The organism is Agarivorans gilvus, from assembly GCF_001420915.1.
Taxonomy (GTDB): Bacteria; Pseudomonadota; Gammaproteobacteria; order Enterobacterales; family Celerinatantimonadaceae; genus Agarivorans; species Agarivorans gilvus.
Genome location: NZ_CP013021.1, coordinates 2,351,161 through 2,365,721, shown reverse-complemented (window position 1 = coordinate 2,365,721; position 14,561 = coordinate 2,351,161). Strand labels below are relative to the sequence as shown.

13 protein-coding genes are annotated in these 14,561 nt (G+C 44.2%); 10 read left to right on the top strand and 3 right to left on the bottom strand.

Annotation, left to right across the window (positions count from 1 at the left end; translation table 11 throughout):
- Nucleotides 1-490: 490 nt before the first annotated feature.
- The 9 genes from AR383_RS11035 to AR383_RS10995 all read left to right on the top strand — a co-directional run bounded on the left by AR383_RS11035 (nucleotide 491) and on the right by AR383_RS10995 (nucleotide 7,081).
- A complete protein-coding gene (locus AR383_RS11035; protein WP_157051707.1) occupies nucleotides 491-1,159 on the top strand; it encodes a hypothetical protein in 669 nt (222 codons plus the stop codon).
- A gap of 172 nt (nucleotides 1,160-1,331) precedes the next feature.
- Nucleotides 1,332-1,880, top strand: a complete 549-nt coding sequence (locus AR383_RS11030; protein ID WP_055733187.1) for a hypothetical protein — start codon at nucleotides 1,332-1,334, stop codon at nucleotides 1,878-1,880.
- Nucleotides 1,881-2,107: 227 nt separating this feature from the next.
- Nucleotides 2,108-2,650: a hypothetical protein gene (locus AR383_RS11025; RefSeq protein ID WP_055733186.1), complete on the top strand. Its 543-nt coding sequence runs from the start codon at nucleotides 2,108-2,110 to the stop codon at nucleotides 2,648-2,650.
- 54 nt (nucleotides 2,651-2,704) lie between these two features.
- Nucleotides 2,705-3,187 carry a hypothetical protein gene (locus AR383_RS11020; RefSeq protein ID WP_055733185.1) on the top strand — a complete coding sequence of 161 codons (483 nt, stop codon included), beginning with the start codon at nucleotides 2,705-2,707 and terminating at the stop codon, nucleotides 3,185-3,187.
- Between the two features lie 344 nt (nucleotides 3,188-3,531).
- Complete coding sequence (locus tag AR383_RS21745; protein WP_055733184.1) at nucleotides 3,532-3,864, top strand: hypothetical protein; 333 nt, start codon at nucleotides 3,532-3,534, stop codon at nucleotides 3,862-3,864.
- 438 nt (nucleotides 3,865-4,302) lie between these two features.
- A complete protein-coding gene (locus AR383_RS11010) occupies nucleotides 4,303-5,190 on the top strand; it encodes a hypothetical protein (protein WP_055733183.1) in 888 nt (295 codons plus the stop codon).
- Between the two features lie 15 nt (nucleotides 5,191-5,205).
- Nucleotides 5,206-5,754 (top strand): hypothetical protein, encoded by a 549-nt coding sequence (locus AR383_RS11005; RefSeq protein WP_055733182.1) that lies wholly within the window; start codon nucleotides 5,206-5,208, stop codon nucleotides 5,752-5,754.
- Between the two features lie 49 nt (nucleotides 5,755-5,803).
- Nucleotides 5,804-6,349 (top strand): hypothetical protein, encoded by a 546-nt coding sequence (locus AR383_RS11000; protein WP_055733181.1) that lies wholly within the window; start codon nucleotides 5,804-5,806, stop codon nucleotides 6,347-6,349.
- Between the two features lie 396 nt (nucleotides 6,350-6,745).
- Nucleotides 6,746-7,081, top strand: a complete 336-nt coding sequence (locus tag AR383_RS10995; RefSeq protein ID WP_055733180.1) for a hypothetical protein — start codon at nucleotides 6,746-6,748, stop codon at nucleotides 7,079-7,081.
- Between the two features lie 726 nt (nucleotides 7,082-7,807).
- Here AR383_RS10995 and AR383_RS10990 read toward each other — a convergent pair.
- Together AR383_RS10990 and xdh are read right to left on the bottom strand one after the other, a co-directional pair.
- Nucleotides 7,808-9,223: a nucleobase:cation symporter-2 family protein gene (locus AR383_RS10990; RefSeq protein ID WP_055733179.1), complete on the bottom strand. Its 1,416-nt coding sequence runs from the start codon at nucleotides 9,221-9,223 to the stop codon at nucleotides 7,808-7,810.
- On the bottom strand, nucleotides 9,220-11,817 hold the full coding sequence (xdh, locus tag AR383_RS10985) for a selenium-dependent xanthine dehydrogenase (protein WP_055733178.1): 2,598 nt from the start codon (nucleotides 11,815-11,817) through the stop codon (nucleotides 9,220-9,222). Before xdh ends, AR383_RS10990 begins: the two co-directional genes overlap by 4 nt.
- A gap of 314 nt (nucleotides 11,818-12,131) precedes the next feature.
- Here xdh and selD point away from each other — a divergent pair, with 314 nt between their 5' ends.
- Nucleotides 12,132-13,169, top strand: a complete 1,038-nt coding sequence (gene selD / locus AR383_RS10980; protein WP_055733177.1) for a selenide, water dikinase SelD — start codon at nucleotides 12,132-12,134, stop codon at nucleotides 13,167-13,169.
- Nucleotides 13,170-13,224: 55 nt separating this feature from the next.
- Here the strand turns inward: selD and ssnA are convergent, their stop codons facing one another.
- Nucleotides 13,225-14,550 carry a putative aminohydrolase SsnA gene (gene ssnA / locus AR383_RS10975; RefSeq protein WP_055733176.1) on the bottom strand — a complete coding sequence of 442 codons (1,326 nt, stop codon included), beginning with the start codon at nucleotides 14,548-14,550 and terminating at the stop codon, nucleotides 13,225-13,227.
- Nucleotides 14,551-14,561: the final 11 nt, after the last annotated feature.

Here is a 14,561-nt window from a genome sequence, read left to right as displayed (position 1 = left end):
AAGCGGCCTTCGCTTACACAAATATCTATAACAGGCTCTTTAGAATTAACTAGCGCTATATGCTAAAAAAACAAAACTAACAATAACATCTTTTGGTTCTAGTTAACCGAGGCTAAAGCTCAAAAATCCTAAGTAAGTTAACGATATGAGTTTAACAGGGGGATTAACTTAGTCTTAGCCATAATCTAGACATGCAAAGCTTTAACATGGCTGATGATTAGGCAAAAAATGAACGAGGGCAACTAAGCGCTGTGAGCTGGCTGCGGCATCTAGCTAAGTCAGAGGTGCATTTATGGCCGAGTAGTTGATTAACAAAGCCTCTTACTGGGGTTAAATCAACATAAGTCATGTAATTCGGCAAACCTTATTGTTTACTTTGTCATTATTGGTGTTTACTATTTAGCCCTGCAACTTATAGGAGATAATTGCAGTGGCCAAAAATCAATTTCAATGTTTGTCCCAACGAAATAAAGCTAAACGTGATGCTTGCTTGAGCAAACTTAGAGCTTCAGAGATGAAAGAAGTCGACCTCTATGTGCTTCATGGCCCGCAGTTTTTCGCACTATGGTTAGCCAAACAGCAAAGCCAAGGGCTTGAGCAAACCGCGATTAGTCAGAAATTGGAAGACTTAGGCCTATCGGAGCTCGCTCAAAAGTTAGTTCTTACTGCCACTAGTCTCACGAACCAGTTCGCAGGCCAAGTATTAGATGTAAAAACCATGGGAGTGCTAGCGCTAGACATGCAGCGTGGCGGGAGTATTTTAGGTAAATACGAAATTACTCAAAATGGCGCCAAAAGCTACATTAGTTTTAAGGGTAATCATAAACTTAGAACATTGATTAAAGGAACTCGCTACCTCTCAACCAACACGAAGATGCTGTCATTAGGTATTGGTCAGCAAGGACTTAAAGCATCTGCTCGTGGAGGCGTATTAATTTCAGTTGTTTTTTCAGTATCCCACCACACTTTGGAGTTAGTACTAAAAAAAGACTACTTGATGACCAATTGGGTGGTAGATATTTCCGCAGACATAGTTATCGCTTCGGTCGCTGCGGTCTTTGGCTACATAGTAGGCTCTATCGCTGTATCAACATTCGGTATCGTTGTGCTTCCCGTAGCCGCGGGGTTATTGCTGCATTTATTGTTCAAGGCTTATTAACTGAAACTGCGAGCGCTTACGATTTAAAAGCCAAGCTGCTCAAAGAACTCAATAAATCGGCCAAAAAATCATTGGATAAAGATATAGATAAAATGAATCTAAAAATTAATCAAATGAAAGCGATTAGTGATATGAACAATTCGCCTTATAATTTTTTCTAGGTCAGCCTAAAATGACAACGAAACAAACAACCAAGAAATCGCTTCTAGGATTCTTAGTTTTTATTAGTCTTTTTTTTATAAGTTGTGGGTTACTTTTCCTGACGGATATGGTTAGTGCAACTCAAAATCAATTGATTAGTAAGTTTCCTGTTATTTATTTAGATGCTAAATATACTGGTTACATTGGTGGAGCAATAACAACTCTAACTGGAGCTTTGTTCATGCTTTGGCAGTTTAGAAATACAATAAAAGGTACAGCTCCGCTCAGTTTAAAAAATAACTCAACTAAAGCTTTTGCGCTGGCAATAATAATCGGCTTTCTTTTCATTTTTCCGGGCCAATCAATAGAAATGTCCCGTTTAGCAAAAATTGCAGAGAAAAATGGCTATCAACCTTGTCCACCTTTTACATTACTTATGAACTCTCTGACGGTTGACGCTTGGGTAAAAGACTTTAGTCTGTGCAACGACCCAGAAGTCGACAAATTAGCTAGATACGGCTACAGAGGTGAGCCTGCTAAAATAGCCAAGCTCCTTGCCGATAGAGCACAGGTGAAATAGATAATCCGCCGCAACTCTACATTGATGTTCCTACAAGCTAGCGTCTAGAGTGATAAAAACACACACCTAAAGCGGCAGAAACTAAAAGAAAATACAGTCGCTAGTTTAAATCGATCTGCAGAAATTTCGGCTACAAACGAAATCAAAGAGCTAAATCAGAAAATAGATACAATGAGGGCAGTATCGAGCATGAACCAATCTACATACCAACTCTTTTAGGAAGTACCGTGGTTAAACTATCTCCCCTAAAGGCCATAATAACTTCACTAGCTTGCTTCGCTTTGTGCCTACTATCAAGCTTCCTGTTAGTAAGCGATAATACACTTGGGTATTTAAGTTATCAGCTCAACAACGATTATAAAGTGGTTTACTTAGACTCCCGGTATTTTGGAATGATTGGTGCTTCAGTTGTTTTACTATCGGCTGGATTATTTATGTTCTGGCAATATATTTGTTTGAAACGATTTGATTTGAGTTTAGGCCCAAATCACCTTTCAACAAAAGCCTTTACAGTAGTTGCTGTCATCGGCTTTCTCTTCATACTTCCTGGTCAATCTATAGAAAAAAACCGTATTGAGAAAATTGCAGAACAACATGGTTACCAACCCTGTCCTCCTTTCACATTACTCATGGGTTCAGTTAGCATTGACGCTTGGGTAAAAGACTTTAGTTTGTGTAATGACCCAGAAGTAGATAAATTAGCTAGGTACGGATATCCCGGCGAACCCGCCCAAATTGCCAAGCTGCTTGCTAATAGAGAATCCAAATAGACGACTCTTCCCATTTTTCTCAATATTTAGGGCCAAGTAATAGATGTAAAAACCATGGGAGTGCTAGCGCTAGACATGCAGCGGGGTGGGAGTATTTTAGGTAAATACGAAATTACTCAAAATGGCGCCAAAAGCTACATTAGTTTTAAGGTTAATCATAAACTTAGAACATTGATTAGAGGGACTCACTACCTCTCAACTAACACGAAGATGCTGTCATTAAGTATAGGTCAGCAAGGACTTAAAGCATCTGCTCGTGGAGGTGTATTAATTTCAGTTGTTTTTTCAGTATCCCACCACACTTTGGAGTTAGTACTTAAAAAAGACTACTTGGCGACCAATTGGGTGGTAGATGTAGGGTCTGATGTGGTAAAAGCCTCAGTAGCTGCTTGTTTAGGCGTTGTAGCGGGGTCTTTAACCGTTGGTTCTAGTGTTGTTGTTACCCCCGTAATCGCTGGAGTTATTGCGGCTTTTGTTATCCAGAAATTATTGACTAGCATTGAAAATAAATTTCAAATAAAAGAAAAACTTATATAATCTTTAAATCAAAAAGTGGAAGGATCCACTAGTAAAAGTATGTATAAGCTAAATCAAGATATAGAGAAGATGAAAGCAATTAACAGCATGAAAAGCTCCGTATTTAGTTTTTTCTAGAGCACGATAACAATGAAAAAAAAGTATACAACTCGAACATTTCTATTAGGCTTTTTGTTTTTCATGAGTCTATTTGTCTTATGTTTGTTAATGCTATTTTGTACCGGTGAACTCACTTTTTTATCTACCCAGATAAAACAAAACTATCCAGTCATCTACCTTGATAGTGGTTACTTGATACCTATTGCTGGAATTATCTTATTTCTTTCACTATCGATATTTATGTTATGGCAATACACCTGTTTAAAAAAAGGAATTTACATTTAGGACCTAAACATCTATCTGTCAAAACTCTAACGGTAGTGGCTATTTTTAGCATTCTAATTATCTTGCCTGGCCAATCCCTAGAAAAATCCCGTATTGAAAAAATTGCTGAGCAACATGGCTATCAACCTTGTCCTCCTTTCACATTACTCATGGGGTCAGTTAGCATTGACGCTTGGGTAAAAGACTTTAGTCTGTGCAACGACCCAGAAGTCGACAAATTAGCTAGATACGGCTACAGAGGTGAGCCCGCTAAAATAGCCAAGCTCCTTGCCGATAGAGAACAGGTGAAATAGATAATCCGCCGCAACTCTGCATTGATTGTTCCTACAAGCTAGCGTCTAGAGCGAAACTAATAGAGGCACCCACCATAAAAACAAAACCCATAATAACACCTTATGGCTCTCGTTAACCGAGGCTAAAGCTCAAAAAACCTAAGTAATTTAATGATATGAGTTTAACAGGGTGGGTTAGCTTAGTCCTAGCCAAACTCGGCGGAAAAAGCTTTAACATGGCTGATGATTAAACAAAAATGAACGAGGGCAACTAAGCGCTGTGGGCAGGCTGCGACATTTAGCTAAGGCAGAGGTGCATTTATGGCCGAGTAGTTGATTAATAAGGTCTCTTACTGGGAATCAATCAACATAAGTCATGTAATTCGGCAAACCTTATTGTTTACTTTGTCATTATTGGTGTTTACTATTTAGCCCTGCAACTTATAGGAGATAATTGCAGTGGCCAAAAATCAATTTCAATGTTTGTCCCAACGAAATAAAGCTAAACGTGATGCTTGCTTGAGCAAACTTAGAGCTTCAGAGATGAAAGAAGTCGACCTCTATGTGCTTCATGGCCCGCAGTTTTTCGCACTATGGTTAGCCAAACAGCAAAGCCAAGGGCTTGAGCAAACCGCGATTAGTCAGAAATTGGAAGACTTAGGCCTATCGGAGCTCGCTCAAAAGTTAGTTCTTACTGCCGCTAGTCTCACGAACCAGTTCGCAGGCCAAGTATTAGATGTAAAAACCATGGGAGTGCTAGCGCTAGACATGCAGCGGGGTGGGAGTATTTTAGGTAAATACGAAATCACTCAAAATGGCGCCAAAAGCTACATTAGTTTTAAGGGTAATCATAAACTTAGAACATTGATTAAAGGAACTCGCTACCTCTCAACCAACACGAAGATGCTGTCATTAGGTATAGGTCAGCAAGGACTTAAAGCATCTGCTCGTGGAGGCGTATTAATTTCAGTTGTTTTTTCAGTATCCCACCACACTTTGGAACTCACGCTAAAGCAAGACTATCTTCTTAGCAATTGGGTTGTTGACATATCGGCTGATATAACTAAAGCAGCGGTGTCTGCTTGCTTAGGTTTCTTATTTGCTTCTGCAGCAGCTATTTTAACGACTGTAACAATAATACCCTTTGCAATCGGTGTAACAGTTGCATTTGCGTTCAACACAGCATTTAATTTTCTAGATACTAAGTATCAAATAAGCAAAAAGATTATTGATTCTGTCAATGAATACACTGAAAGGAAAGCGCAGGACGATATAACAAATCTAGGTATGAAAATTGATAAGATGAAAGCTTTGAATAGTATGAAAACAAACGGTTTCTATTTTTAGTAAATATGGTGAGAGATGACGGATCCGGTTAAGAAAAAAATTCGACTACTTTATCTAACAATTTGCATTGCGACTCTTTCGGTACCAATGTTAACTTTTATTATTGTTGATGGAAAGTTGTTATCGAAAGTTACAAATCAATTGTCGATGAAATACCCAGTAATTTACATAGATGTTGGTTACTGTTACATATTAGCGGGTATTTTTGTTTTAGCTAATTTTATCTTGGCTGCAGCCTTGAAATCTATAGAACTAAAAAATAAAAGCGTAGGTAAGTTCGCAAGAAGCATAAAGGTTTTAACTATATTGATGCTAGCTAGCACATTAATAGCGTTTCCTGGTAAAGCTTTTGAGAAGTGGCGAGTAGAAAAATTAGTATCAGATCGTGAATACAAATCTTGTCCTGAATTCACCTTACTATTTGGTAAGACTTCAATAAATGTTTGGGTTAATGATTTTAGTCTTTGTCATGATCCCGAGGTAGATAAGTTAGCTAGATACGGCTATCCAGACGAGCCTGCCAAGATTGCCAAGATGCTTGCTGATAGAGAACTGATGAAATAAATGATTTTCCGAAAAACTGCGTTATTGTTCCTATAAGCTAATTTCCAAAATGATAAAAAAACACACACCTAAAACGGCACTTTTGGCCTGCTTAGCCTTCTTTATTCTTTTTAACATATTCACTCTGGCCCTATTTTACTCGAATATGTTGAGTGAATTTAGTACTCAGATTAGTGGTCAGTATCCAGTAATCTATTTGGATGTTAGTTACTGCTTTTTGATTGCGGGAGCTATTTGTACGTTGGCGTGTTCTATTTTAATGCTGTGGCAATATATATGCTTAAAGAAGAATAACCTTGCATTAACTGCAAAACATCGTTCCGTTAGAGTTTTCATATTAGTCGTTATTGTTAGCGTAGCGTTTGTACTACCGGGGAGACATATAGAAAAATCCCGTATTGAAAAAATTGCTGAGCAATATGGTTACCAACCTTGTCCACCTTTCACATTGTTAATTGGCTCCGCAACCATTGACGCTTGGGTAAAAGACTTTAGTCTATGTAACGACCCAGAAGTCGATAAATTAGCTAGATACGGATATCCCGGCGAACCCGCCCAAATTGCCAAGGTACTTGCTAATAGAGACCCTAAATAACAACTTGAACCAACTTGCTCGCCAAGCCATAGGCCGAAAATTGCATTAGTTTTAAGGGTAACCATAAACTGGGAACATTGATTAAAGGGACTCGTTACCTCTTAATTAACACGAAGATGCTGTCTGAAAGGGAACACTAGTATGAACAATTCAACCCAACACTTTTTTTAGAGAATCGATGAAAACACCAATGACTACAAAAAAGTCTTTCTTAGGCTTTTTATTGTTCACTATTCTCTTAATACCTTTCTTTGAAGCGTTATTTGGTAATAATGTGTTTAATAGGTTTGGGGCATTTAGTCAGCAATTGAACAAACATTATCCTGTTATCTATATCAATGTTGAATATTGTGTGTTTATCGCAGGGGGATAGTTGGGCTAGCTGGAGCGATATTCATGCTATGGCAGTTTGTTTGTCTCAGGAAAGGAAAACAAACTCGGTCACTCAAACATTTATCAACTAAAGTTTTTGTCGTCGCAATAATTACTAGTTTTTTGTTTATATTTCCAGGACGACATATTGAAAGATCTCAAAAAGAAAATATCGCTAGGCGAGAAGGTTACCAACCCTGTCCTCCTTTCACATTGTTAATTGGCTCTGCAACCATTGATGCTTGGGTAAAAGACTTTAGTTTGTGTAATGACCCAGAAGTAGATAAATTAGCTAGGTACGGATATCCCGGCGAACCCGCCCAAATTGCCAAGCTGCTTGCTAATAGAGAATCCAAATAGACGACTCTGACCACTTTGCTCAATATCTAGTAAAACGTGGCGCTAGATTAGGTGCCGAGAGCGGGCTTGGAGCTGGTGTGACTACCGTTTATACTTGGTAATAAATGAGATAGATTTGGTAAAATAAATGATATTGGTAATATTGTTTTTTGTTTTGTGTGGTTTATTTATCGTCAATGTATCAAATTCTTTTAAGCACATGAGAATGTCGCTATTATTCTACAAGAGGATTGTAGAATCTGATTGTAAGTTTAAAAGTAATGGTAGAGCTTTGTTTGACAATCAACAGCTTAGATTTTTATTTATGTATATAAAAAAGATTATTGCTTAGTTGGTGATGATTTATTTACTAAAGAAGGTGATTTATTTAGAAGTTATATGATTAGGTCAATGTTACTTAATATTTGCATGATTTCATTGGGTCTATTTATTGCTTTAGGGCAAAGATCTGGTTTTTTATCATGGTAATAAGACAAATACCATTTAAAAAATTACACCTTTTTTACTCGTTAACCGAGGCTAAAGCTCAAACCCTAAGCCGTTTATAGGTATGACGTTAAATGGCTATTCCCCCTGCGTTGGCTAATTTGCCCTGCTGCTTATCTCACTGCTCTAAAAACAAAAAGGCTACTCGTATATGAGCAGCCTTTGTTTGCATTCTGCCTAGACTTTCTGGCCTCCACTCTCTGCTTTGATTGGGGAGGCTTTGCTTAGTCGCTGGCGCGACTAGTGTTTAACACTTAAAGGGTCTTGGCTGGTTTCTACCTTTTGCTCGCGCAAGCTTTGAGGTAGTACCACGTTTAAGAAGATGGCCGTTAAACCACCGGTGGTAATCGCCGAACCGAAGATTTGTTTAATCACGTCGGGGAAGCCGGCCAAAATTTCTGGGCGGAATACCACGCCAAGGCCCATGGCTAGCGAGATGGCCATGATCAACATGCCGCGACGGTCAATTACGCTGCTGGCGATGATGCGAATGCCCGCTGCCGCTACCGTACCAAACATGATCACCGTGGCGCCGCCTAATACCGAATTAGGAATGAGGGAAATCAAGCCGCCGATCACTGGGAATAGGCCAAATATCACCAATAAACCAGAAATCCAAAAACCTACGTGGCGGCTGGCCACACCGGTCATTTGAATCACCCCGTTGTTTTGGCTGAAGGTGGTATTAGGGAAGGAGTTAAATACTGCGGCCAGCGCCGAGTTAATGCCGTCACCGAGTATGCCGCCAGAGATGCGTTTCATGTAGGTTTCGCCTTCAACCGGCTCGCCCGAAACCATGGAGGTCGCGGTTAAATCGCCCATCGATTCTACGGTGGTGATGAGGTAGAGCAGAGCCATGGGCAGTACGTGTTCCCATGAGATATAAAAACCAAACTTGAAGGGAACGGGGGCGGTAAATACGTCCATGCCACCTAACTTAGCAAATTGTACCAAGCCCAGTGCAGCAGCCACGCAGTAGCCCAATATTAACGCAATGGCGATGGCGCCCATGCGTAGCCATTGGTTGCGGCTGCGGTTTAACACAATGATGGTAACAATCACTAGGGCTGCCAACAGTAAGTTGGTAGGGCTAGCGTATAACTCGGGTTTATTGCTTAGTAACCACTGGCCGCCACCGATGTCGGTGACCGCTACGCGGATCAGCGATAAGCCAATCAGGGTAACTACGATGCCACTGACCAAGGGGGTAATCACTTTTTTCAGGGCTGGAACAAAGCGGCTGAAGATCATTTCCATGGGTGAACAGATCAGCGCGACACCAAAAATGGTACCCAGTGCTTGTTCTGGCGAACCGCCGGCGGCTTTCACCGATAGGCCAATGCCAATCGACAGGCTTAAAAAGGTAAAGCTGGTACCTTGAATGCTTAATAGGCCCGAGCCAATGGGGCCGAATTTTTTCACCTGAATGAAGGTGGCGATGCCTGAAACAAACAGCGCCATGCTAATAATGTAGGCCTTCATATCGGGTGGCAGTTGTAGCGCGCCACCAATGATCAGCGGCGGTGTCATAATGCCAATAAAGATCGCCAGCAAGTGTTGCAGGGCGGCTAAAAACGAGGTGGTGGGTGCCGGTTTATCGTTTAATCCGTAGATTATCTCAGAGCCGGCGACGCGCTCTTCTGTGCTTTGGGTCATCTTCTAACTCTCCGTGTCGGTTTTTTCTTCGGTTTCGGCGAATAGGCGGTTGCCTCCAGCGGTAGCTTGGTTCTAAATTTGCCGTCCAAGGCGTAATAAGCCCCTTGAGTTGCGGGTGCGGTAGGAATGGTTGCCAATTCCCCCACACCTTTAGCGCCAAGCGCGACCTCTGGATCAAATTCGCGTTCAACAATCATGGTTTCAATCTGTGGAATATCGGTGGCTTTGAATAACTTCAAACCCTTGTAGTTGGTCTTCGGCACCGCTTTAACGAGGGGGTAATCCTCGGTGAGGGCATAACCTAGCCCCATCACGATGCCGCCTTCGATTTGCCCTTCGGCAGACTTGCGGTTAATCACCTTGCCTAGGTCATAGGCGGCGGCGACTTTCTCTACTTTGCCTTGCTCGTCTAATAGCACCACTTGGGCCGCGTAACCATAGGCTACGTGACTGACGGGGTTGGGCTTATCACTGTTGATCGGATCGGTATCGCTGGCGTATTCGCCGTAAAATTCCTGCCCGTTTAAATCGCTGAGCGTCGCTTCAGCGGCTAGCGCCTGTTGTAGGCTCTGCGCCGCTCGGCGTATTGCTTCACCGGTGAATACCGTTTGTCGTGAAGCAGTAGTGGTGCCGGAGTTAGGGGTTCTGGCGGTATCTGGTGCCTCTACCACTATAGCCTCAGGGCTTAAATCGGTGACCTCACACACTATGTGTACCGCCACCGTGGCTACGCCTTGGCCAATACAAGCGGCGCTGGTGCGAACGTGCACCTTGCCTGCTTCCACCGATAAAATAGCGCGGCCATGGTCGGGAATGCCCACGCCCAAACCGCTGTTTTTAAAGGACACGGCGATGCCAGCGCGAGGGCTAGATTGGTAAACTTCTTTCAGCGCTTCTAGGCATTCCACCAGGCCGGTGCTTTGGTCGGCAATTTGGCCATTGGGTAGCGCCTGCCCCGGTCTTACCGCATTAAGATGGCGGATTTCCCAGGGCGATAGGCCAACTTTTTCGGCTAATAGATTGATGTTAGATTCAAGGGCAAACGCCACTTGCGACACCCCAAAACCACGGAAGGCGCCACCCGGAGGGTTATTGGTATAAACGGCGGTGCCGTATACCGCTACGTCTTTAAAGCTATAAGGCCCTGCAGCATGGGTACAGGCGCGTTGTAATACTGGGCCACCCAGCGAGGCGTAAGCGCCGGTATCGGAGATAATCTTGGCTTGCATGCCCACCAATTTGCCGGTTTCGTCACAGGCGGTGGTCATTTCGATTTCCATGGCATGGCGTTTGGGGTGGATCATAATGCTTTCTTGGCGAGTCAGCTTCACCTTCACTGGTTGTTTGCTGTGCCAAGCCAGTAGCGCCGCATGATGCTGCACGCTCATGTCTTCTTTACCGCCAAAGCCACCGCCCACTAACTTGCTGTGCACGCGCACTCGCTCTTCACCAATGCCGAGAATACGCGACACTTCGTGTTGGTCGTCGTAAATCCCTTGAGCGCCGGTATACAGCAGCACATCTTGGTTTTCGATCAATGCGATGGCGCACTCTGGCTCCATGAAGGCATGTTCGGTAAACGGTGTGGAATAGTGCTGAGTCACCACATGGGCGGCATTGTTGATCGCCGTTTCGGCATCGCCACGCACTAGCTTTTCATTACACAGAATATTGCCGCCGGGATGAATTTTCGGTGCGTCTGGCAGCATTGCCTCGGCGGGGCTGGTGAGCGGCTCTAATTCTTCATATTCCACTTCAATCAATTGCAAAATCGCGTTTAAGGAAAGCGGATTTTTACTGGCGACCAAGGCTAGGGCATCACCCACATAACGAGTGATATCACCCTCGGCAATCAAGCTGTCCCAGTCTTGTACCAAGTGGCCGTGTTTATTGTCACCGGGAATGTCGGCAGCGGTGAGGACACAGACGGCATCGGGATGCTGCTGAGCTTTTTCAATATCAATTTTGATGATGCGCGCTCGCGGGGCTGGGGTTCTTAAGGCCTTACCATGCAGCATGTTGGGCAGGGTCATGTCGTCTACGTATTCGCCGTAGCCTAGGGTTTTTTCCCGAGCATCTACGCGATGTAGATTACTGTCTAACTTGCCATCGCAGTGTTGTTCGGGAATAGCAAAATCTTCTCGAAAATAACGCGCGGCAAGGTGTACTGCTTCGATGATCTTCACATAACCGGTGCAGCGACAAATATTGCGGCGCAGCGCATGTTTAATTTCATCGTCGCTGGGTTGAAGGTTTTTATCGAGTAGGGCTTTGCTACTTAGCACCATTCCGGGGATGCAAAAACCACATTGCACCGCGCCGGCTTCGGCAAAGGCAAAATCATAAACGTCTTTTTCTCGCTCGCTGAGCCCCTCGATGGTGACAATCTCAATGTCATCTTCTAGCGAAGAGAGCTGGCTGCAGGAGCGTTGCGCTACCCCATCAATGATAACGGTACAGGTGCCACAAGCGCCTTGGTTACAGCCGTCTTTTACCGACTTTAGGCCTAATTCATCGCGCAGGTAGTCCATCAGCGTAATCGGTAGGCTGTCGTCGATGCTGTATGCTGTGTTGTTTATGATTACATCTATCATCTTAATGCTTCTCTGTAACTTCTTTGTGTACTGACAAAGCAAGCAATGTGCCTAATAACCACAGTTAAACTGGGAGATTAACCATCCTTTGATTTAGTCGCTAATGGCTGGCTGTTTTACTCTTGCTAAAGAGAATAAGTAAAACCTATTTACCACTTACATTGATACTAAAAATTAATTTTCAAAAATACAATAGAATTTTGTTATTTATTTTTCTCAATGGTCTTGTTTGAAAATTTTGTACCAATGGTCTTTTCTGCTTGCTCTAGCCGTGCTACTTTCAGGCTTAGCTTATTTTGGAAAACGAGTCTCAAATGGAACAGCCGATCCGCTTAACTCAGTACAGCCATGGAGCTGGCTGTGGTTGTAAAATCTCACCCCAAGTGCTTGATAAGATATTAAAATCCAGCGGTGCTACCTTTAACGATCCGCACTTGCTGGTGGGCAATGAATCTAAAGACGATGCCGCCGTTTACGACTTGGGCAATGGTACGGCGGTGGTCAGTACCACCGATTTCTTCATGCCGATAGTGGATGACCCTTTTGATTTTGGTCGCATCGCCGCCACCAATGCCATCAGCGATATTTATGCCATGGGCGCTAAACCGATTATGGCGATTGCGATTTTGGGTTGGCCGGTGGATAAACTACCTGCAGAGGTGGCCCAACAAGTGATAGAGGGCGGACGCTCGGTGTGCCATGAAGTCGGTATTTCTCTGGCTGGCGGTCACTCGATTGACTCACCGGAACCCATCTTTGGTTTAGCGGTGACTGGGGTGATTGATAGCGCCAAGGTGAAACGTAATTCTCGGGCGGAAGTGGGCTGTGAACTGTATTTGACCAAACCGCTGGGGATTGGGGTATTAACCACCGCCGAAAAAAAAGCCAAGCTGGCTGCTGAGCATCAAGGTTTGGCACGCGACTGGATGTGTAAGCTAAATAACATTGGTGCCGAGTTTGCCGAGCTGGCTTGTGTTAAAGCCATGACCGATGTTACCGGTTTTGGCCTGTTAGGCCATCTAAGCGAAATTTGCGAAGGCAGCCAAGTTAGCGCTGAGCTGTGGTTTGACAAGGTGCCCAGCTTGCCTGGCGTGAATGGCTACGTGGAAATGGGCTGTGTGCCCGGTGGTACCCAGCGAAACTTTGCTAGTTATGGCCATAAAATAGCGCCGCTTAGTGAGCAGCAAAAAGCCATCCTGTGTGATCCGCAAACCTCGGGTGGATTGTTGATTGCGGTGGCCGCGGGTGAGGGTGAGCAAGTGCAGCGCTTGGCGCAGCAACACGGTATAGCCTTACAGGCGGTTGGTGAGCTGCTACCCGCCAATGAGGATTATTTAATCAGGGTGATTTAACTGACGCTGAAACGAGCTGGCGCTGCATGAGCAGCGCCTTTTTATTAAGAATGGCTTATAGCGCGTCCATGCGTTTCCACAGGGCCTGCGCGGCCTTTTGGGCTTCGGCATAAATCGGTGCCACATCGAAGGGGAAGGCTCTGTCTTGGTAAACAAAGCGTCCTTCTACCATTACCCCAGTAACATTGCCGGAGTTCATGCCAAAGGCAAAGTGCCCGGCTAGGTTGTCGGCCAACAATGGGGTTGGGCTGTAGTAGTCCAGCACTGTTAGATCGGCCTTGTAGCCTTTTTCTAAGCGGCCAAACTTGGCGGCAAAGTTTCTCGCCAGTAATTGATTACCGTTCCATAGGTTTTTAAGAAAACTATCTGGCCATAGCGGGCCACCGGCGTCACGATGTTTAAAGAAGGCAAACTTAAGCTCTTCAAACATATCGGCGCCAATGCCATCGGTGCCTAAGGCAAGATTATTAAACTTGCTCAGCTGTTGGTTGTAACCCACATGGTTGTTCATGTTGGAGCGAGCGTTATGCACCAGAAAGCCGTCGGCTTGATTGAGCAGCTTGATGTCATTCTCAGACAGGAAAATGCCGTGGGCTAACAGGGTTTTGTCGTTAATCAAACCATAGCTGGCCAGTCTCTCAACGATGTCTTGTTGGTAATGATGATGACTGTGTGAAACGTCGTAGGCATCTTCCGCCACATGAATATGCAAGCCTCGCCCAGTGGCTTTAACTGCTTCGCCGAGCATGGCTAGGCCTTCGTTGGCCACGGTAAAGGCGGCGTGAGCACCAATGTGGGCTTCTACCAAGTAGGGTTCGGTTCCGGCGGCCTTGTCTTGGTCAATTTTTTGCGCAAACCGAATGTTTTCTTCCACGCCCTTGGCTAGCTCGTCTAAACCGCCGTTGCGATCGGTGGTTTCAAAGCAGGTCATGCCGCGCAGGCCAGCCTTTAAAAAGCCTTGTTTTAGGCAATCTAAGGAGCCTTCAATAAAGTTGGGTGAGGCATGGTGATCAATCACCGAAGTACAGCCATTTTTTATCGCTTCTAAAGAGCAAATTAGGCCGCTGTAATACAGGCTTTCTTCATCTAAGGCGCGATCTAAGCGCCACCATAAATTCTCTAGAGTAGAGATAAAATCAGGGCTGGGTTTAATGTCGGCCATGATGCCTCGGGCTAGGCCCGAGTAAAAGTGGTTATGGGCACAGACGATGCCGGGCATCACGATTTGCCCCCGCATGTCGTGTTTATCGGCTTCGGGGTATTTGGCGGCTAGGTTGCTACCCACTTCCTCAATTAGGCCCTTATTTATGGCAATGTCTACGCCTTGCTTCACCAAGCTGGGCTCGAACTGTACGGCAGTGGTATTGGTTAATATGATCATCGTTAAGCTCC

Excerpts from the sequence above, each read along its gene's own strand:
- AR383_RS11005 (WP_055733182.1), top strand. The coding sequence starts at position 5,206 with ATGACGGATCCGGTTAAGAAAAAAATTCGACTACTTTATCTAACAATT.
- xdh (WP_055733178.1), bottom strand. The coding sequence starts at position 11,817 with ATGATAGATGTAATCATAAACAACACAGCATACAGCATCGACGACAGC.
- selD (WP_055733177.1), top strand. The coding sequence starts at position 12,132 with ATGGAACAGCCGATCCGCTTAACTCAGTACAGCCATGGAGCTGGCTGT.
- AR383_RS10990 (WP_055733179.1), bottom strand. The coding sequence starts at position 9,223 with ATGACCCAAAGCACAGAAGAGCGCGTCGCCGGCTCTGAGATAATCTAC.
- ssnA (WP_055733176.1), bottom strand. The coding sequence starts at position 14,550 with ATGATCATATTAACCAATACCACTGCCGTACAGTTCGAGCCCAGCTTG.
- AR383_RS11000 (WP_055733181.1), top strand. The coding sequence starts at position 5,804 with ATGATAAAAAAACACACACCTAAAACGGCACTTTTGGCCTGCTTAGCC.
- AR383_RS21745 (WP_055733184.1), top strand. The coding sequence starts at position 3,532 with ATGGCAATACACCTGTTTAAAAAAAGGAATTTACATTTAGGACCTAAA.
- AR383_RS11030 (WP_055733187.1), top strand. The coding sequence starts at position 1,332 with ATGACAACGAAACAAACAACCAAGAAATCGCTTCTAGGATTCTTAGTT.
- AR383_RS10995 (WP_055733180.1), top strand. The coding sequence starts at position 6,746 with ATGCTATGGCAGTTTGTTTGTCTCAGGAAAGGAAAACAAACTCGGTCA.
- AR383_RS11020 (WP_055733185.1), top strand. The coding sequence starts at position 2,705 with ATGGGAGTGCTAGCGCTAGACATGCAGCGGGGTGGGAGTATTTTAGGT.